22 protein-coding genes are annotated in these 18,942 nt (G+C 56.2%); 10 read left to right on the top strand and 12 right to left on the bottom strand.

Features of this window, described 5'->3' with window-relative positions; translation table 11 throughout:
• Positions 1-6: 6 nt before the first annotated feature.
• On the bottom strand, positions 7-678 hold the full coding sequence (locus LC417_RS05060) for a hypothetical protein (RefSeq protein ID WP_010669965.1): 672 nt from the start codon (positions 676-678) through the stop codon (positions 7-9).
• Between the two features lie 461 nt (positions 679-1,139).
• Here LC417_RS05060 and LC417_RS05055 point away from each other — a divergent pair, with 461 nt between their 5' ends.
• The 9 genes from LC417_RS05055 to hrpT all read left to right on the top strand — a co-directional run bounded on the left by LC417_RS05055 (position 1,140) and on the right by hrpT (position 7,464).
• The gene (locus LC417_RS05055; RefSeq protein WP_010245942.1) at positions 1,140-2,132 is read left to right on the top strand and encodes a sigma 54-interacting transcriptional regulator; all 993 of its coding nucleotides are present in this window, start codon (positions 1,140-1,142) and stop codon (positions 2,130-2,132) included.
• Between the two features lie 141 nt (positions 2,133-2,273).
• Positions 2,274-2,513 carry a hypothetical protein gene (locus LC417_RS05050; protein ID WP_010245940.1) on the top strand — a complete coding sequence of 80 codons (240 nt, stop codon included), beginning with the start codon at positions 2,274-2,276 and terminating at the stop codon, positions 2,511-2,513.
• A gap of 63 nt (positions 2,514-2,576) precedes the next feature.
• A complete protein-coding gene (locus tag LC417_RS05045) occupies positions 2,577-2,945 on the top strand; it encodes an EscI/YscI/HrpB family type III secretion system inner rod protein (protein WP_010669966.1) in 369 nt (122 codons plus the stop codon).
• A 5-nt stretch (positions 2,946-2,950) separates the two neighbouring features.
• Positions 2,951-3,715, top strand: coding sequence for a type III secretion system inner membrane ring lipoprotein SctJ (gene sctJ, locus LC417_RS05040; RefSeq protein WP_223565555.1), 765 nt, complete (start codon positions 2,951-2,953; stop codon positions 3,713-3,715).
• A gap of 6 nt (positions 3,716-3,721) precedes the next feature.
• Positions 3,722-4,303: a serine kinase gene (locus LC417_RS05035; RefSeq protein WP_223565725.1), complete on the top strand. Its 582-nt coding sequence runs from the start codon at positions 3,722-3,724 to the stop codon at positions 4,301-4,303.
• Entirely contained in the window at positions 4,290-4,886 is a 597-nt protein-coding gene (gene sctL, locus LC417_RS05030) for a type III secretion system stator protein SctL (RefSeq protein WP_223565554.1), read from the top strand. The genes LC417_RS05035 and sctL overlap by 14 nt, the downstream gene beginning before the upstream one ends.
• A 74-nt stretch (positions 4,887-4,960) precedes the next feature.
• Positions 4,961-5,188 carry a hypothetical protein gene (locus tag LC417_RS05025; protein WP_010245930.1) on the top strand — a complete coding sequence of 76 codons (228 nt, stop codon included), beginning with the start codon at positions 4,961-4,963 and terminating at the stop codon, positions 5,186-5,188.
• 24 nt (positions 5,189-5,212) lie between these two features.
• Positions 5,213-7,261, top strand: coding sequence for a type III secretion system outer membrane ring subunit SctC (gene sctC, locus LC417_RS05020; RefSeq protein ID WP_223565553.1), 2,049 nt, complete (start codon positions 5,213-5,215; stop codon positions 7,259-7,261).
• A 17-nt stretch (positions 7,262-7,278) separates the two neighbouring features.
• A complete protein-coding gene (hrpT, locus tag LC417_RS05015; RefSeq protein ID WP_010669971.1) occupies positions 7,279-7,464 on the top strand; it encodes an HrpT family type III secretion system protein in 186 nt (61 codons plus the stop codon).
• Between the two features lie 310 nt (positions 7,465-7,774).
• On the opposite strand, the gene sctU is transcribed toward hrpT, so the two are convergent.
• Genes sctU through sctW form a run of 11 tightly spaced genes read right to left on the bottom strand, consistent with a single transcriptional unit; the run spans position 7,775 to position 18,120 of the window.
• A complete protein-coding gene (gene sctU, locus LC417_RS05010; RefSeq protein WP_033771566.1) occupies positions 7,775-8,860 on the bottom strand; it encodes a type III secretion system export apparatus subunit SctU in 1,086 nt (361 codons plus the stop codon).
• Positions 8,857-9,672: a type III secretion system export apparatus subunit SctT gene (gene sctT / locus LC417_RS05005; RefSeq protein ID WP_010245919.1), complete on the bottom strand. Its 816-nt coding sequence runs from the start codon at positions 9,670-9,672 to the stop codon at positions 8,857-8,859. Before sctT ends, sctU begins: the two co-directional genes overlap by 4 nt.
• Positions 9,672-9,932 carry a type III secretion system export apparatus subunit SctS gene (gene sctS / locus LC417_RS05000; protein ID WP_010245915.1) on the bottom strand — a complete coding sequence of 87 codons (261 nt, stop codon included), beginning with the start codon at positions 9,930-9,932 and terminating at the stop codon, positions 9,672-9,674. Before sctS ends, sctT begins: the two co-directional genes overlap by 1 nt.
• A gap of 7 nt (positions 9,933-9,939) precedes the next feature.
• Positions 9,940-10,593 carry a type III secretion system export apparatus subunit SctR gene (gene sctR / locus LC417_RS04995; RefSeq protein WP_010245912.1) on the bottom strand — a complete coding sequence of 218 codons (654 nt, stop codon included), beginning with the start codon at positions 10,591-10,593 and terminating at the stop codon, positions 9,940-9,942.
• 5 nt (positions 10,594-10,598) lie between these two features.
• On the bottom strand, positions 10,599-11,642 hold the full coding sequence (locus LC417_RS04990) for a FliM/FliN family flagellar motor switch protein (RefSeq protein WP_179256936.1): 1,044 nt from the start codon (positions 11,640-11,642) through the stop codon (positions 10,599-10,601).
• Positions 11,639-12,178 carry a type III secretion system HrpP C-terminal domain-containing protein gene (locus LC417_RS04985; RefSeq protein ID WP_172608798.1) on the bottom strand — a complete coding sequence of 180 codons (540 nt, stop codon included), beginning with the start codon at positions 12,176-12,178 and terminating at the stop codon, positions 11,639-11,641. The genes LC417_RS04990 and LC417_RS04985 overlap by 4 nt, the downstream gene beginning before the upstream one ends.
• A complete protein-coding gene (locus LC417_RS04980) occupies positions 12,175-12,639 on the bottom strand; it encodes a hypothetical protein (RefSeq protein WP_111533720.1) in 465 nt (154 codons plus the stop codon). The genes LC417_RS04985 and LC417_RS04980 overlap by 4 nt, the downstream gene beginning before the upstream one ends.
• A complete protein-coding gene (gene sctN / locus LC417_RS04975) occupies positions 12,617-13,975 on the bottom strand; it encodes a type III secretion system ATPase SctN (protein ID WP_304622683.1) in 1,359 nt (452 codons plus the stop codon). Before sctN ends, LC417_RS04980 begins: the two co-directional genes overlap by 23 nt.
• Positions 13,975-14,841 carry an FHA domain-containing protein gene (locus tag LC417_RS04970; RefSeq protein WP_179256935.1) on the bottom strand — a complete coding sequence of 289 codons (867 nt, stop codon included), beginning with the start codon at positions 14,839-14,841 and terminating at the stop codon, positions 13,975-13,977. The genes sctN and LC417_RS04970 overlap by 1 nt, the downstream gene beginning before the upstream one ends.
• Before the next feature lie 2 nt (positions 14,842-14,843).
• A complete protein-coding gene (gene sctV, locus LC417_RS04965; protein ID WP_187494497.1) occupies positions 14,844-16,967 on the bottom strand; it encodes a type III secretion system export apparatus subunit SctV in 2,124 nt (707 codons plus the stop codon).
• 10 nt (positions 16,968-16,977) lie between these two features.
• The gene (gene sctW / locus LC417_RS04960; RefSeq protein WP_223565552.1) at positions 16,978-18,120 is read right to left on the bottom strand and encodes a type III secretion system gatekeeper subunit SctW; all 1,143 of its coding nucleotides are present in this window, start codon (positions 18,118-18,120) and stop codon (positions 16,978-16,980) included.
• Between the two features lie 275 nt (positions 18,121-18,395).
• Between sctW and LC417_RS04955 the strand changes: the two genes are divergently transcribed.
• Entirely contained in the window at positions 18,396-18,941 is a 546-nt protein-coding gene (locus LC417_RS04955) for an RNA polymerase sigma factor (RefSeq protein ID WP_223565724.1), read from the top strand.
• Position 18,942 lies beyond the last annotated feature (1 nt).

Below are 18,942 nucleotides of genomic sequence, written 5' to 3'. Positions count from 1 at the left end.
CCTGAGTTAGCTTTGCGGATTTTTCTGGGAAGATTGCCCCTCACCGCCGCCCAAAAGCCCCTGCAACAATGAAGAAAGCCCTAACAGGGACAGCAGGTTTTGCATCATTCCGCCCTGTTGCCCACCATTGTCAGTTGCTCCCTGAGCCGGTGCCTGTGGTGCATTACCGCCAGATTCTCCGCTGTCTGCCCCTTTACCTTTATCTATCCCCATCATCTGCTGGAGCAGTTGCTGAAGCATCTGCATCAGCTGCTCAAGCGGATTGCCGCTGTGATTCGTGCCCTGTGAAGGTGCAGGCGTGCCCGGTTGCTCCGGCTGCTGCGCCTTATTACCGCCGCCCAACAGCTGTTGCAGGCCTGTCAGCATCATAATCTGCTGCAGTAAGCCGCCGCCCGACGGGGCGTCAGGCGAGTTTGCACCGTTTGCCTGGCCGTTTTTCTGACTTCCGCCTGAACCGGTCAGCGAAGCCAGTGTGCTCAGGCCGTCAAAGGCATTACTGGCAAAATTGAGCGGGCCTGTTTTCGCATTATTGAGAAAAGGTAACGACGATTTTCCGGGCTGATCGGGTAAGTCAGGTTTACCTGACGGACTGCCCCCCGTCTTGCCTGGCATATTTGCCGGAGGCATATCGATTTTGTTCGCGTTTGTAGCCCCACCACCAAATCCTGGAATCTTCATGAATTTATTCCTCAGAGTTAATAAGTCAGCGATTGATTGGGCAGCAACAGCGGTAACATTTTGCAATCCTGATTACTGCCGATTGCACAATTTTACCGTTCAGGCTGATGCTACCTCGCACTGTGAGTGGTAGTTGTCCCGTGATGGTTCCACTAAAAATGTTCCCTTTGTGATGCGGGTTCAGATTTATAAAAATCCAGCGGCACCGCCATTAAGAAATTATCATTCTGTTTTTGAAGGTTTTTCTGTGAGTCCTGTAGGGTAATCCTTACCGGGTGAGCGTCTATCCCTACAAGATAATAATCCTGGACTGATAGCGGGGATGACCTGATTGGGTGAGAGTGAGGCCGCGGTAAATTTGTAATTCTTTGCATCAGGCTCTGCTTCCAGAACATCCACAAGTGCTGAACGAGCAGCGCGCCTCATGTAAGGCGCGCTTATGCGAAGCTAATGGAGAATGTATGGTTCGTCTTTACAGGACACAGTCAGGCCACGGGACTGTCGATGAGGAGAGTGAGGATAACGTCTTACGCCAGGTTGATTCCCGCCCGGATGCGGCGGCGGGTTACCCGGAGCCCGTAACCGATATCCATACTCATCTGTATAAGATTTTAAATACGATTGCACCGTTAAACATAGATGTCTTAATCGAGGGAGAAACGGGTACAGGGAAAGATGCACTGGCCCAGCGGCTGTATCAACTTTCCGGCTGTCGTGGCCCGATGGTGCCGGTCAACTGTGCGGCCATCCCGGAGACACTTGCCGAAAGCGAGCTGTTTGGGGTCATGGCCGGGGCGTTCACCGGCGCAAGCAGTTCCCGTGCCGGGTATATTGAGAGTGCTAATCACGGCGTGCTGTTTCTGGATGAAATAGACAGTATGCCGCTCACGATGCAGGCTAAGCTGCTGCGTGTACTGGAAAATCGCGCGGTAGAGAGACTGGGCAGCACCAAAAGTATCGGACTGGATCTGCGGGTGGTCGTCGCCTCGCAAATTCCACTGGCGCAGCTGGTGGCTCAGGGCCGTTTTCGTCGGGATCTCTTCTTTCGCCTCGACACAATTAAAATTTCCACGCCAACCGTGCGATCACGGCCGGAGCTGATTTTGCCCATGTTTCGCCAGTTTACGCAGGAGGCGGCGCTGCGTCTGAATCAGCCTCTGCCGGCAGGATCGCTCGCGCTTGATGAGACCCTGCTGCTGCATAGCTGGCCGGGAAATATCCGCGAGCTGAAAGCGGCGGCAGAACGCTTTGTGCTGGGCTTACCGCCGCTGTGCTGTGAGATAAAGCAGGAAGGGCGCGTGTTATTAAAAGACAGAATGCGGCGCATTGAGCGCAGCCTGATCCACGACTGCCTGAACCGGCACGACAATCGTATCGATGATGTCATTCTTGAGTTAGGAATTCCCAGGCGCACCCTTTATCACCGCCTGAAGCTGTTAAAACTTACCGCCTGATATATCGCCCACCTCTCTTGCCGTGGGCCAGCAGGCTTAATCTGCATAAATATTTTCTTTGCGATGGAACCGGATAGCTTCATTGATTACTTAATGAATGCAACACCCAACTACAACCTATCATCAACGCGAGGAATGACTATGTCAGGTGCTAGCTTACTTTCCAACGGGATCACCAACGCAGCTTCTGCTTACACTCAGGTTGCCGGTGCTTACAACGGTGCGAAATATATGGTCCGTTCGCAACAGGCGATGGACAAGATGCAGGAAAACCAGGCCGATAAAATGGATCGCGATGTAGAGTTCCAGCGCATTAACGGCATCGCCGAAAGTAATGCGCAGGCCGCGTCAGCCGCAGCCCAGGTCAAAATTCAGTACTAATCGACTCCGGCAGGGAGGTGTTTTTTTGTCTCCCTGCTCTCTAATGCCACAGGAGTTTTACTGATGAAAGTCTCTCAATCTTCCTTGCTCACTTCAGAACCGGTTCCGTCAGTCGAAATGTACCAGGAAGCACCGTCGGCGGAAGATATTCAATGGTTTAATGCAAAGCTTAATGGCCCTGCGCCTGACAGCAGCCAGATGAGCTCTTCAGAGCCTGGCGTGGTCGGCAATATTCTGCAATCACTGAGCGGCAACCAGCGTGCGCAAAAAGAAGCCTTTAACGATCTCAGAGTCGCTTCGCGGTCATCCAGTGCGGAAGATTTCTCCCGCGCCAATGCGCAGCTCTCTGATTACTATATCGAGAGTCTGATGAACGCCAAAGTGATTGCCAAAACCGTTCAGTCAGTCGATAAACTCAGCAACCTGCAGTGAATCTTATGAATGGCGCTGTCATTAAATGCTTCTGTGCTCTGTGCCTGGCACTGCTGCTTACCGGCTGCGGTGATCAGACTCAGTTGCACAGCGGACTGTCAGAAAACGATGCCAACGATGTGGTGGCAGAACTGAGCCGCTTTAAGATTGAGGCGGAAAAACAGGTTTCTAAAGAGGGGGTTAGCGTTAACGTCGCGCGCAGTGACATTGAGCGGGCGGTGAATATCCTCAATGCCGCCGGACTGCCTCATCAGGCGCGAACCAGCCTTGGCGCGGTTTTTCAGAAAAGTGGTGTTATCTCCAGTCCGCTGGAGGAGCGCGCCCGCTATATCTATGCGCTGTCACAGGAGGTAGAAGCGACACTGTCACAAATTGATGGCGTCGTGGTGGCGCGTGTGCATGTCGTATTGCCCGAGCGTATCGCCCCCGGCGAGCCGGTACAACCCGCTTCCGCCTCGGTATTTATCAAATATCATGAAAACCTCGATCCGGACAGTATCGAACCGCGCATTCGCCGGCTGGTGGCAACCAGCATTCCGGGGCTGGGCGGGCGCGATGACCGCGATCTGGCGATTGTCTTTGTCCCGGCGAAAGCCTGGCAGGATAAAATTGAAATGGTGCAACTGGGGCCGTTTCAGCTTAGCCCGGAACGTTACGGGATGGTCAAGATAGTTACAACATTCTTTGGGGTGCTGCTGCTGTTACTGGTGGCAAATGCATTCATCCGTCAGGCTCTGAGTCGTAAGCGCCTGGCTGCACAGGCGAAGTGATTGATTATGCTCAACGCTGCGCCTGATGAGGAAATTACCCTGCGCTGGTTACGCTGGTGGCACGCTGACTTTTGGTTACAGGCTGATGAAAGCTGGTGCACCCAGCCACTGGCCCGGTTGTCTGCGCCTTTGCAGAGGAACTATCTCCGCCAGCATGCCTCGTGCTGGCACCACACACTGGGTGTATCAGGCGAACTGGTCGCGCCGGAGCCGATGGTGCTGGCCATCAGCGACTTAAGCTGCGAACAGCGCGCGCAACTGTTGATTTTAGTCGCGGAAATTTGCGCCGGAGCCATGCCGCTACCCGCAGAGCTAAAGATCTGGTTGCGGCGTCTGGCGAAAGGAATGCGCATTGAGTGCTGGCTGCCCGCCGGGCTTTTCACTACTGGCGGCAGCGCCGACAGCCTCTGTCTGCTGCAGGCGTTATTTCCGGCTATCTGGCCGCGCCTGCGGCTACTCTTCCCTGTAAGCGACGCGCCGGTAAACCCGGCACTTTCACTGCCTGGCCATCGTTTGCGTCCTTTATGGGAAACGGCGCTCTGGCAGGTGCAACAACATTCGGGAGAGACGCGCGATGTGGAAACTTAAAAGCCTGCATCTGCAGGGCGGCAGCGCCCCACCGGGTAATGTGCTGCGCCGCGAGGAAATTGCGCTCAGGCTTGAAGCGGCTTCCATTATCGAGCTGGCCCATAAACAGGCGCAAACGATCCGCGAGCAGGCACGCGCCGAGGCACAAGCCGAAAGGGCGGCCAGCCAGCGCGAATGGGAAGCCCGGTTCTGGCAGCAGGCGCAGACGCTCTTTGCGGAGTGGCAGGAACAGCGTGCAGCCGAAGAGACGCAGCTGGTGTTGCTCGCTGGAAAGGTTCTGAACGAGGCACTGCAACACCTGCTCGATGAGGTGGATGATGAGCGCCGTTTTCACGCGTTGCTCAGACAGTTGTTGCGTCACTATCCGCGTCAGCAGCAGGCGACGCTGTATTGCGCCAGTGGGCAGGAGCAGGAGATTAACGGCTGGCTGGTCGCGCAGCCGCAGCTTCGCTGGACGCTGTGCGCCGACCCGGCGCTTGAGCCAGATCGCTTGCGGCTTATTACCGACGCAGGCGAGCTGATGGTTAACTGGCGGACGCTGTACCAGCAGCTCGCGCCAGCGCTGGCAGAAGAGAATGCATAAAAAAGCAAAAACAGTGGAACTGCTTCGCTTGTCGCGCCACTTAACAGGGGTGTCCAACAAGAGGAGTCAATATCATGAGTTCCAGCGATCTGTTACAGCGTCAGTTATCTTCCAACTCAAACCGCAAACATCATGAAGCCTATCAGTTTGCCCGCGATGTTTCGGGCGAATCGTTCAGCATTGCGGATATGTATGCTTTCCAGAATCGCCTGCAGGATATGTCCAACGCCAGCTGGGCAAGTTCGCAATACACCCAGTTCAGGTTTGGTATCCGTAAAGCGATCATCGACGCTGTTAACTAAGCCCCTGTCATCAAGGAGTCAGGCGTGTTTACGTTTTCTTTTCCGGGCCGCCTGCTGGCGGCCATTACCCTGCTGCTACTGAGTATGGGCATCACAAACGCTCGTGTACCGGATGAGTGGAAGAATGGTGCGTATGCCTATTCGGCAGATAATACCCCGCTTAATATTATTCTTGACGATTTTGCCAGCAGCTTTGGTGTTGAGGTCAATCTTGGCACGCTGGGCGACAGCAATGTCACCGGTAAACTGCGCGCAGACAGCCCGGAAGCGTTCCTTAATCGCCTGGCGCTTGAGTATCGCTTTCAGTGGTTTGTTTATAACAACACGCTCTACGTCAGCCCGCAGGCAGCGCAAACTTCCCAGCGTATTGAGATTTCCCCGGAAGCCGCGCCGGATCTGAAAGAGGCGCTGCGCGGTGTCGGCCTGCTGGAACCCCGCTTCGGCTGGGGCGAACTGCCGGATGAAGGCGTGGTATTGGTGACCGGTCCGCCGGAGTATGTGCGCCAGATAACGGAATTTGCCCGTAAATCGGAAAGCAAACCTGAAGCCGGGGCCAATAAAGATATGATGGCATTCCCGCTGCGTTATGCGGCCGTGGCGGATCGCACCATTCGCTATCGCGATCAGGAGCTGCTGGTGCCGGGGGTGGCCACCATTCTGAATGAACTGCTGGGTCAGTCCAGCAACGCCTCTTCCGGAAGAATGTCATCAGGCCAGAGAGAGGATGAACAGGTATCACGTGAACAGTCGCAAAGTGTTTTAAACGAGCTGATTAATCGCAATATGCCGGCCTCCGGACGTAAAAAGGCGCCTGTCAGCAGTCTGGCGGGTAAAGTATCAGCGGATGTGCGTAACAACCTGCTGCTGGTGCGTGACGATCCGAAAACCCGGGACGCTTATCAGGCATTAATTAACGCCATTGATGTTCCGCAAAAGCTGATCGAAATTGATGCAGTGATTGTCGATATCGACCGCAGCGCGCTGAAACGCTTCTCCAGCAACCTGGCCGGTCAGTTTGGCAGTGTCGCCAGCGGCGCCAATATGCTCTCCGGTGCCAGTACACTGTTTGTGACCGATTTCCAGCGATTTTTTGCCAGTATCGAAGCGATGGAGGGGGAAGGGACGGCATCCATTATCGCTAACCCCACTATCCTCACGCTGGAGAATCAGCCCGCGGTGATTGATTTCAGCGATACTGCCTTTATACGCGCCATTGGCGAGAGGGTGGCGGATATTCAGTCTGTCACCGCAGGCACCAGCCTGCGGGTGACGCCACGCGCAATCACCACTTCACAAAAATCGGCTATCCAGCTCATTGTTGATGTGGAAGATGGCAAGCTCAATAAAGATGATGAGGGCGATGCGCAGGGAACCCATAACGCAGCGGTCAGCACCCAGGCGCTGGTGGAGGCGCGACGCTCGCTGGTTCTGGGCGGGTTCCATTCCAAAGAGACGGGCGACCGTGAGCGACGCATCCCGATCCTCGGCAGTATTCCGCTGATCGGCAAGCTCTTTACCTCAACGCGCTATGAGACCTCCCAGCGTGAGCGGCTGTTTATTATTACGCCGCATTTAATTGGTGACCAGGTCGATCCGACCCGGTATATCGCTGCCGAGTCGCGCGAACAGCTTAATAGCGCGATGGATGAGGTGACTAATCGTCATAAGTACACCGACGTCAAAGGGATGGTGGAAGGCGCGATGCACGACCTGGCGCTGAACCGCGTGCCAGCGGGGATGACCAGCGGTGGCACGGGCCAGACGCTTTCCTCCCTGTGCCGCATTTCGGGCGCTTTCGGGAGCGATTTCCGTCGCCATCAGTGGTACGGCAACAGCAGCGTACAAATAACCGTTGGGGTGATCACCAACAACACCCAGCAGACGCAGCGTTTTGATGAGAGTCTGTGCCGCAGCGACCGCACGCTGGCGGTAGCGGTCTGGCCGCGTGGAGAACTGCGTCCGGGTGAATCGGCGGAGGTATTCGTCGCATTTGATAGCAATGCTCCGTCACGTCCTTCTCGCGCTTCGCTGCTCTCTTCAGCAGGCGGTGCACCGGCCAAAAACCTCTACTGAGCTGATAAGGAAAAAGCATGTTAGTGAGAATAATTGTGCTTACCGCCGCCGCGCTGGTGCTGAGTGCCTGCGCGCGGCCGCAGGGCGGATGTAATGACGTGGGCTGTCGCCCCTCTTCAGACCTGCATAACCTGACCATCTGGTGGCAACCACAACTGCGTAATGGCCCGAACGACTACACGCGGATAACGGTAGATAACTAATCACGTTTCGGCAGTCCCAGGCCCCGGCTGATCGCTGGGGCCCTATTTTAGCGAGAATCGACCATAGCTATTCACCTTCCGTTTCCGGGAAGCCTGTGTGCGGCGCACTCTTTGCCCGCATGCCAGTGCTGGTAATGCTATTCCATTAGGTCAGTTTTCCTGCAGCAGACCGCAGGCGGCTCTGTTATCAGCAACCGCTTGCCGGTTTCACCCCGGCGACTTTTAGCGCTTTAATACTGGCTTTTATTCAGCAGGCCCGTGAGATGCAGATGTGACTGCCTGATAAGATAGTCCGGCGTTACCCTCCGCACTATTCTTCCCGAATCTCAATCACCTCATCCAGATAGTGATCCTCCAGCTCCCGCAGCAGACGATAGACGTGCGCGACGGCATTTAACGTTTCGCGTGGAACATAAGCGCCTTCCCGCGTGGTGCGCCACAGAGTGCGGGTCAGCCAGATAAAGCGGATAACCGGTCTCTTTTTACGCTGCGCCTCTTCAATTAGTGCCCGCGCCTCTTCATCGCAAGCCTTAAACAGCAGACGCGGCAGCGGCGTTTCATCCGGGCGATAATAGAGACCGACGGCAAAATGGGTGGGATTAACCAGCAACACATCCGCGTCTTCCACGTTAATCTCACGGGCAGGCACCGGCTCTTCATTCAGGATCTCCTGAGCCAGCTGACGGCGGTGGCCTTTCATATGCGGATCGCCTTCGCTCTGCTTAAATTCGTTTTTGATATCTTCATGACTCATACGCTGCTGTTTGAGGAAGAAATAGCGCTGAATACCAAAATCGAACAGGCTGATTATTAGCATCACCATCAGCACCCGACGTGACACCTTCATAAACAGCGCCATCACCCCCTGCCAGAAACCGTTGAGATCGCCAAGCGCCAGCTGAGCAAGGCCACCGAGGTCCGGCATGATCGCCTGCCATACCACCAGGCCTATCACCACCGCTTTAAAGATGCTGGTCAAAAGCTGGGTAAACTGGCGGGCGGAAAACATATTCTTCAGATGATTAAACGGGTTAAGCGCATCCGGTTTCGGTGCCAGCGCTTCGGTGGAGAAGAGTGGGCCGAACTGCACCCAGCCGCCCACCACCCGCAGCAGCATGGCAATGGCGCACGCGATGCCCACCAGTACCAGCATTACGGTGACGCTATCACTTATTACTTCCTCCATCGCGTGATCGAATGGGTCACGCAGACGTGTTAACGGCAGCAGCATCATCGCCTGCAACCGCTGCATCCCGGTATCCACCATAGCAAACAGGGTTTCAAGGATACCGATTGAGATAAGCAGCTTAGGGATATCCTGGCTCTGGCTGACCTGGCCTTTTTTGCGCGACTCTCTGAGTTTTTGCGGTGTAGCGTCTTCGGTTTTTTCGCTCATGGCGCGCTCCCGGCTGAAGGGGCAAATATCTGCGACAGGACAGGGATAAGATCGCGCAGTTCATACAACCGCGCATTACCCAGATGGTCCAGCAGTGGCAGATAGAGGATAAAAAACAACATGCCGAGCAGGCATTTCAACGGAATTGTCAGGGCAGTCGCCTGTAGCTGTGGGCTATAGAGACTCATCACACCGATGGCAAAATCGAGCAGCAGCATCAGCGCCACCGGCGGCCCGGCATAAAGCACCATATCGCTGAAGATTTTCCCCAAAAGCGTAAGCCAGACGTGAAAACCTGCCTCTGCGGGGAAAGGTATCCACTGGGTGGCGGACCAAAGATGATAGCTGTCCCAGATCACCTGGGTGATGGTCGATAATCCCAGCCCTGTGACCAGCAGCAATATCAGCACCTGCTGCATTAACTTACCCAGAGGCGTCACATCCGGCCCCAGCTGGGGGTTAATTTGCCCACCCATTAAGGCACCCCGCTGGTTATCGAATAACGCACCGACAGACTCATACAGCCAGAAAGGCAACGCCAGCAACAATCCGAGCAGGGTGCCTATCATCAACTCTTTGAGTACCAGCCCTGCCAGCGCCATCATTGTTGGCTCAAGCACATCAATTTGTTCTTTGATGCCTGGGGCGATAAACAGCGCCAGCGCCACAGCAATGGCGGTTCGCAGCAGCCCTTTTATGACGCTAAAAGAGAATATTGGTGTCAGTAACAGGCAGGGAAAGATGCGCGCCATGCCAAGTCCCAGCGCGAGGATTGCATGAAACGTATCGGTGAGTGGGTAACCTGTCAGCATCAGGAACTGACCGTTGACATCATCGCAAACGCCGCCTGCGCCAGCTCCATCAGTTCAACACCGACCCAGCGCCCGGTAAGCGCCAGCGTCAGGCCGACCGCGATAAGTTTGATGCAGAACGGCAGGGTCTGATCCTGCAACTGCATCGCGGCCTGCACCAGTGAAATAATTACCCCGGAGATCACTGCCACCAGCAGCGGCGGCGCGGAGAGGATAACCACCAGCAATAACCCCTGGCGAAACAGCGTCAGAATATCCATGATGACCTCATAAATAGCTGTAGAACAGGCCGTCGAGCAGCCGCGTCCAGCCGCTGATGAGCACAAACAGCAGGATCTTCAGTGGCAGCGAAACGGTCATCGGCGACACCATCTGCATCCCGAGCGCCAGCAGGATATTCGAGACGATCAGGTCAACGACAATAAAAGGAATAAAGATCAGAAAGCCGATTTTGAAACCGTTCTGCAGCTCCGATAGCACGAAGGCCGGGATAATGAGCAGCATATTGTCGGGGGTGACCGAATCTGCCATTTTCTTTGGCCACATACGCTGGGCATTTTCCTGCAGATGGATGACGATGTCCGGATCGGTATTTTTATGCATAAACGTTTTCAGCGGTTCGATACCATTAGCGGCGGTATATTCGAGCCGCTCCATACTGCTGAAATCGACAGGGATCGCTTTCAGCCTGTCGGTCATATCGCTAAATACCGGCGCCATAATAAATAGCGTTGCCGCCAGCGCAATGCCGTTGAGCGCCATCGTTGGCGGCACCTGCTGCACGCCCATCGCGTTGCGCGTCAATTGCAGCACCATCGTAATTTTCAAAAAGCTGGTACAGATAATGAGCATCATCGGCAGCAGTGCCAGTGCGCCGAGAAACAGCGCCAGCATAATCGGGTTGAGTGGCCCCATCTCCATCGGAATCACCTGTTCACATCCCCGACGCTCGCCACGCCCGGTAGCATGTGAGTAATCTGCAACCCCAGACGTCCTTCGACATCGACCAGTTCGCCTTTCGCCAGCGGAAATTCGCCGTGACATAGCAGTGCTTCACCGGGCACGACGTTTTCGACCGTGACCGTCGAGCCAACATCCAGACGATTTAACTCACCCAGGGTAAGTCTGAGATGGCCGCAGCGCACGGTCAGGGCCAGCGGCAGCGCATCAAAAGGTGATGCCACAGGCGCCGTTGTTTCAGTCAGGCCTTCATTCGCTTGAGGTGTATCGGCAGGCAGATTATCTTCGGGGGTCACATTCATGTAACTATTCTCCAGACGGGTAATAAGAAAACGGGCAGGATGCCCCTCCCCGAACAGCAATTCGCCCTTAAGGTGCAATTGCGCAAGGCGAAGCTCGCCGCGACCGGTCGGGAAAAAATACGAGGTAGCAGGGAAAATCACATCACCGGGGCGAAGTGTGCGTAACTGCGAGGGAGCAAACGACACCGCACCCAGTTCTATCGGCAGCGATAACGGCAGGGCGCTGCAAAGCGGTGCAGGGAGCGGAGCCCAGCCAGGCTGGTTTAACAACGCCGCCAATGTGGCGGGCGCAAGATATAACTGACTTTGCGCCTGCGCCTCACCGATCGTGACGCTAATCGCAAGCCACATCCCCTCAATCGGTGCGCAGGGCGCGTCCTGCGGCGTCAGGTCGCCAAATAGCGCGCGCAATGCCGGGCTGAGATGCTGGTTAAAGAGCGGCCAGTACCAGTCAGCGCACGCCCCGGGTTCTGGCAGCAGCGGGCAAGTGGAAAACAGACTCAGCAGCGCTTCGCTCTCCGCCAGAGATAACCCTCCTGCCTTGCATGAGAAGCTCTGCGTCGGTGGCCGCTCGCCGGGGGGGGCGAGCCGCAGCTGAAGCTCACCCGCTTCGCCTGCAAGGGTAAAAGGATAGCCAAGGCCGTGGCCGATACGCTGGCGCAGGCTGGCTTCTTCGCGCGGCAGAGTGCGCAGGGATAAGGGTTTCATTCCCGGCCTCCGCGCTGCTCAAAACGCAGGCGCACAGCGCAGGCCATCCGGCGGCGCAGGGACTCCCTGCAGCGTTCCTGATGGGCGGCCATCATCGTCATGGCAGGTGGCGCAAAACGCAGGCTGATATCCCAGCCCGCGGCAAAAGGACTCAGGCGGGCATCCACTTCGCCTAAAAGGGGCAGCAGTAGCGTCATCGATATCGGGCCAGCAGGCTGCTTTTCTGCCATGGCGCACAGGGGGGGCTCCAGTTGTTGCCAGGCCCTGGCCGGAGAAGCGGGAGCCACATGCTCATGGGATAACTGTGACCCAAAAGAGGGGGAGCCTTCCCAGGGTATGATAAGCGGTTGCGGCAGTTCGCTGGGGATGAGCAACAGCGCGTCGAACAGCGAACCCTCTTCGCGAAACGGCTCGGTGCGGGATTTACGCTCGGATGTCGCGACGTCTGAAGGTCCGGTCTGCGGCGAACGGCGCTGCACCTCCGGCCGTGCAGGCGGCGCTGGATTATTTTGCGGGGGGTGGGGTAAGGCTGTCATCGTAATGCCTCGCTGTGCGCCATCAGATATTCCAGTTTTTCCACATCGCGCAGACGCGCCTGTGTTTGCTGCTGTGTGTGCTGCACCTGTTGTTGTTGCATAACCTGCTGTGCGCGGCACTGTTGCAGCTGATTACGCTGTCCACTCACCGCGTCGCTGGCCTGGCGCTCCCGGGCCAATCCCCCGACCAGATGCTCCTGTTTTTGCAGCCCCGACTGGTGGTGTCCGGCAAAGCTATCGCGCAGCTGCTGATAATGCTGTAGTGCGGCTTCAAGCTGGTGTTCCGCCTCGGCTGACTGACGTTGCGTTTCGCACAGCGCCTGCTCCGCTTGCCGTTGCAACCGTTCGCAGCGGCGTAAGCGCTGGCGGCGAATTGGCAGCAGCAGAGAGAAGGCCTGCTGCAATTCAGCGCTGCCCTCATCAGTCGTGATGTCGTGATCAGGTAGCGGATGACGGCGCATGCTGGCTTACCTCCGCTAAGTAATGCAGTGTGTCGTCATATCCGCAGGGCGCGTGCATCGCCTGTTGCAGATAGCCATTTATCGCCTCCTGAGCCGATACTGCCGCATCGGTCATGGCATCATGTCCCGGCTGGTATTCTCCCAGGCGGATTAACATTTCTACCTGCTGCCAGGCGGACATCATGCGGCGCAGCTGCGTGGCGTCGCGGCTATGCTCGCGAGTCGCAACGTTGCTCATGGTTCGGCTCAGGCTTGCCAGCACATCAATAGCCGGGTAGTGACCGCGCTCCGCCAGACGACGGGTCAGCACAATGTGGCCATCAATCAGGGATCTCACTTCGTCCGCGACCGGATCGTTCATTGAATCGGCTTCAATCAGCACGGAATAGAGGGCGGTGATGGCCCCCCGTGAGGTCTGTCCTGCGCGCTCCAGCAGGGTGGGCAATAAGGTATAAACCGAAGGCGGCAGCCCGCCGCGACCCGGTGGCTCGCCCAGCGCGAGGCCGATTTCACGCTGGGCACGGGCAAAGCGGGTCAGGGAGTCGAGGATTAACAGCACGTTCTTACCCTTATCGCGCCAGGCTTCGGCGATGGCAGTGGCAGTAAAAGCGGCCCTGGCGCGTTCCATACTGCTGCGATCGGAGGTGGCGCAGATGAGCACCGTACGGCTGCGCAGCGCCTCATCCAGTTCGTGGTCAAGAAACTCGCGCAATTCGCGCCCACGCTCGCCAATCAAACCAAAGACAATGACATCGCAGGGCGTATTACGGGCAATCTCCGCCAGCAGGGTGGTTTTCCCGCAGCCCGCGCCGGCGAAGATCCCCACCCGCTGTCCCACGCCCAGGGTCAGCGGGCCATCAATGGCGCGAATGCCGGTCGGTAGCGGCGTATCGATGCGCGGACGATCGGTGGGTGCCGGGGCATCGCCCAGTACGCCTACCGCATCGTCCACCGTACCGGGCAGGGCGAACGCGCCAGGCTGGCCTGCATCCAGTGGACGGCCAAAGCCGTCAAGTACGCTGCCGAGCAGGGCGTCGGACACCACAATACTGTGTGGCAGGCGCAGCGGAACCACGCGTGCCCCACGCGCTATGCCGTCGAGCTGGCCGAGGGCGGAGAGCAGTGTGTGCTGCGGGTTAAAGCCGACCACCTCTGCCAGCACGCTTTGCCCGTCATCCCGGGCGATCTGGCAGAGATCGCCAATCCGCGCCTCGGGCAGGCTGCTTTCGAGCAATATCCCGCTGATCCCGGTAATGCGACCAAAGCTTTCGACCGGCGAAAAGCATGTCAGCCGCCGCTGCTGCTGCTGATACCACTGCTCCAGTGTCATCGTCATTACCAGCTCACCTTAATGTTATCGCGCCCGTTGAACTCGATCTGGTTACTGGTAATCGCCACCAGCCGCAGGTTGTCGACTTCATCGCCGATAAACAGACGCTGCCCATCATCAGTGACAATATTGGCGCGGCTACCGGTGGTGATTTGCACAATGCGAAACGGCAGTCTGACCTTCAGCAGCCTGACCTGGTTATCCAGCGGGATATCGCTGGTGTACGTTGCGTTAAAGCGCTCCAGCATTCGTTTATAGATTTGCATCTGTGGCTTACTGAGGCGGCCTGTAAGACGCAGTCGCTGATTATGCATGTCAACTTTCACGAGGCTCGCCAGATCGCGTTCGCGCAACATTTTCTGTAACGGAGCCTGCAATTCTGCGGGAGTACTCAGTGGCCGGGAGGAGGTGACCTGAGTCTGGGCTACGGTGGGCTGCAAAACCCAGCTCATTACTGTCAGAGTGAGCAGCAACATCAGGCTCCAGACCAGCGTGCGGATGCTGCGGGTGAATATCCCTTTACGTGCAGCGACCGGGGGTATGGCCTCATTCGGTGCTTCAGCAGTTTCTTCTGGCATAGAAGGTGTGGCAGGCGGCATACAGGCGGCCCACGGCGTGTCGATAGGCGCGACGCAGAGCCAGACGTCAGCGACCTGAAAAGGTTCTTCACTATTAATGGCATAGGCTTCCCCGCCGTGCGGTTGTGCCAGCCACCGGGTCTCTTCCCGGCGCAGCTCGCACTGGCGGGCAGCAACGCGAGCATCGCTAAGCATCAGATCGGCCTCATCGGCGTGGCCAATCAGCCATTTATCACCGAAGAGGGGTAACGCGGCGCCTAAATGCAGGCCAGACAGCACGCGCAGTTCGAACATGGTTAACTCTCCCACGTGGTAAGTGAGTAAGCGGCCGGATCGAGCTCTATACGGCCCAGCACATTTACTGCGAGATTGGGTTGCAGCTCTGCAAACGAGAGCACCGGCACATAGTGGAACTCTTCCTGAATAAGCCCGCGCATCGGGCTGCGCAAATCCTGGGCGACCAGCAGCACCGCGCTTTCCGGGGTGTCAACCGGGAATGCGTTGGCGATGAGCGGGAGAATGGCGCTGATCTGCTCATGGGTTAGCGCAAAGAACAGATCGTTTTGAGTCTGACGAAGCGAGTCACGCAACTGTTCTTCCAGTTCCGGTGTCAGCAGCCAGACATGCAGGCCGTCCGGACGGGCATACTGGTAACAGAGATGATTTTTTAACGAGATGCGCACCTGGTCGGTCAGCAGCCAGATGTCGCGCTCATGCTGCCCATGCTCGATCAGCGCTTCGGCAATTGCCCGAACCGATCGCAGCGGAATGCGTTCTGAAACCAGTTTTTGCAGGACGCTGGAGAAACGTGAGAGGGGCATCACGCGCTGTAACTCCTGCGACAGCTCCGGCTGCTCTGATTCCAGCCAGCTCACCAGCGCGCGAGTTTCCTGCAGACCAATAAAATGCGGGCTGCTGGCGTGAATAGCGTTCTCCATGCGCTTTACCAGGATTTCGCGCGCCGTCCAGCGCTCGACCTCTTCGTTTTGCAGCAGCGGATGATCCGCCGCCAGCCAGATAAGATCGCCTTCCTGACGCTGCTCGTCGCCCTCTGCCACGCTTTCCCTGTCGGCTGACGCGATCTCGTCCAGCCAGCGGCGTTTCACCGCCCGATGCGACACGTTAAATGTCCCTTTTACTTTCGGGATTTCATAAACCGAGAAGCGAAACTCATCTTCCGTCTGCTGGTCGAGAAACTCGATATCGAACGCTGGCAGGGTAAAGCCGAAGTGGTAAACGATACGGTTACGCAGGCGGCGAATATCCTGCACCAGCTCCAGCATCTCCGGATGGCCGCGCCATGAGGACGAGAAATTGATCAGATAAGGTCGTGTTGGGTTGAACTGACGTAAATCCTCCTTGCCGTTCAGCTCAGGGGGAATGACCTCATTTTCCATTTGCGGCTGCGCAAGGCTCAGGGTCTTTCTGACACGCCAGATCTGAAAACCGCCGCTAATCATCGTCAGCGCGGCCAGCAGCAGAAAAATTGCCGTTGGCATACCTGGCAGCAGGGCAAAGCCCACCATCCCCATTGAGGAGAGCAGCCAGGCTTTCGGCTGGCTGGTTAACTGCTCGGCAATCTCGCGGCCGATATTATTGTCAGCCGTCTGCTCATTGTCGGACGAGACGCGGGTAATCAGCATCCCGGCGGTCAGCGAGATCAGCAGCGCAGGGATCTGTGCAATCAGTCCGTCACCGATGGTCAGAATCGAGTAGATATGCATCGCTTCGCCAGCAGGCATGCCCAGCTGCAGCACGCCAATACTGATGCCGCCAATCAGGTTAATCACGACAATCACCAGCCCGGCGATAGCGTCACCTTTAACAAACTTCATCGCGCCATCCATCGCCCCGAATAACTGACTCTCTTTTGCCAGTTCATTACGCCGGTTTCTGGCCTGTACCCCATCAATCAGTCCGGCGCGCAGATCGCTGTCGATGGACATCTGCTTACCTGGCATTGCATCAAGGGTAAAACGCGCAGCCACTTCGGCTACCCTTTCGGAACCTTTGGTAATGACCAGGAAGTTCACCACGGTCAGGATCAGGAACATCACCATCCCTACCGCAAGGTTGCCGCCCACCACAAAGTTACCGAAAGCCGCCACCACATGGCCCGCATCCTGCTGAATTAAGATCTGGCGGGTGGTGGAGATAGAGAGTGCCAGGCGGAACATGGTGGTGAGCAGCAGCACGGCGGGAAAGGTTGAGAACGCCAGCGGCTTAGGCAGATACATGGCCAGCACGACCAGCAGAGATGACAGGCAGATATTCACCGCTATCAGCGCATCAATTAATGGCAGCGGTAAGGGAATAATAAGCATAAACACCAGCGCCATGGCAAAAGCCGCACCGACCACTTCGGAGCGTTGCATGGCGCTGATCGCGATTCGATTCAATATCTGAAACAGGGTATTCATCTTTGTTGCCTCACGACGCAGCGTTCCGGTTGCGGCATTGCTGTTGCTGCTCAGTTTTAGTGACGTCCGTAATCATGCCGCGCAGCAGTTTTAACGCGTTGTCACGATTTTCCTGAGCGGGCCACAGCGAGGCTGGCACGCCGTGCAGGAGCGGAAAAAGCGAACTAAAAAAGAGCGGCAGATGTTGCCTGTTCTGGCCGACAATCTCGTCTGCCAGCCCGGTAAAATCACTCTGATAAGCGCCGTTATGGCTGATTTGCAACATCCGGCGTGCCAGAGTCAGGCTGTTCATGGCAACACTGGGCAGTTTGCTGCGCATACGCTGCAAAAAGGCAGTGCTGTCGCTCAGCGTCTGGCTTATCCCGGCAGCATCGCGCAGTCCGCGGTGGATACGTCCGAGGGTAATAACGCTGATTGAGGGGGCAAGTGCGGCGATATCATCCGCCAGCGCGCGCTGCAGAGTACGCAGCGTCGGGATCAGATTACGCGAGCCGATCAGCTCCAGCAGCATATCCAGCATCCTGGTTGCGGACTGCTGGTGGACGATGCCGTCGTAATAGAGGTTGCGCAACGACTGTTTACGCTGCGGATCGCGGGTATACCCGGCGATGGCTGACGCCGTGTTGTTGCCTGCACGAATGGTCTGGCCGTGGGTCTGCTGTAGCTTATCCAGTTGGGCCCCGGCCAGCCCGGCCAGTTCCCCGTCGCCTTTATCCTGTGCCTGTTCGCCGATCACACGCAGTAGCAGGGCGGTGCGCGCCGGATCGCCGCCGGTCTTTTCCAGAAGTGTGTCGCTATCCGGCGGCGGATTCTGGCGCAGGGCGGCACGTAGCCACGCCATCTGCTCCAGCGTTTGTTGTTCATCGCCGCCGTCGAGTAGGGAAAATAGTGCATTCAACTCTCCGACTTTGCTGAGCGCATGCTTGCCACGCTGCTGGTTCCGTGACGCATTACGGCGGTCCTGAGCCTTTTGCCTGCGTTCCATCTTTTCACTCAACGCGGCGCCCATTTCTTCCATCGCGTCATTCAGTGACGTTTCCCGCGCGCGGACATTATCCGGCACGTCGTTTTTACCTGCTGTCTGTGGCGTGTTTTTATGCAGAGCTTTTAGCGAGTGCGCCAGCGCCGGTATCGCATGTTGTATTTTGAGCATCGCCAGCCATCCTCAATGGTTATTACTCTCTTTCTGTGTCAAATAACGCTTACCGGTTCCGAAAAAAGCGGTAAAAAAAAGTGGAAATAATTTCATCCGGAAATCAGTGCAATTTTTTGCATTATTCATCGATAAGGAAGGGTAAAAACTGTCTCAGATAATTCTGTATGGAGAATTAATTGTTTTCATAAACAGCAGCTTATTTGTTGAGCAGCAGATGGCATATCTCTTGCTATGTAACGAAATCAATTGCTACTAATGAGAGAGATAAGAAAATGATTAATTCAACGCTCGTATCCGCTGTCGCAGAGTCACCCTTAGCAATTAACGTAAACTGGGATGAGATCTTCGTTACGCATAATAAGAAGCTGTTAAATTTCATTCGAAAACGTATTGCCAGCCATGAAGATGCTGATGACATCCTGCAAATGACCTGTCTGGAAGTGTTGTGTAATCGCCATAAGTTTCGCGGCGCATCCCGTCCGGAAACGTGGGTATTTGGCATCGCAGTTAATTTGATTCGCAACTACTACAAATCAAAACAGATCCACTATCTGTTTGATAATCTTAATGATGAAGTTATCGCCGATCTGCTGCTGGATAATGATCCCAGCGATCTGACGGAAAACAGGCAATTACTGAGTCATACGCTGGCATCCCTCGAAATTTTACCGAAAGACGTCAGGGTGATGCTGTCTATCCTTGTGGAGGAGGAGGGCAGCTATCAGGATATCGCTCAGCAGTTAGAAATCCCGGTAGGCACCGTGCGCTCTCGGCTCTCACGCGTGCGGGAAACATTAAAGGGGAGAATTTACGCCTGAA

Source organism: Pantoea sp. OVA07A, from assembly GCF_019969975.1.
Taxonomy (GTDB): Bacteria; Pseudomonadota; Gammaproteobacteria; order Enterobacterales; family Enterobacteriaceae; genus Pantoea; species Pantoea agglomerans.
The sequence above is the reverse complement of the archived record's forward strand: the minus strand, read 5'-3'. Positions and strand labels throughout refer to the sequence as shown.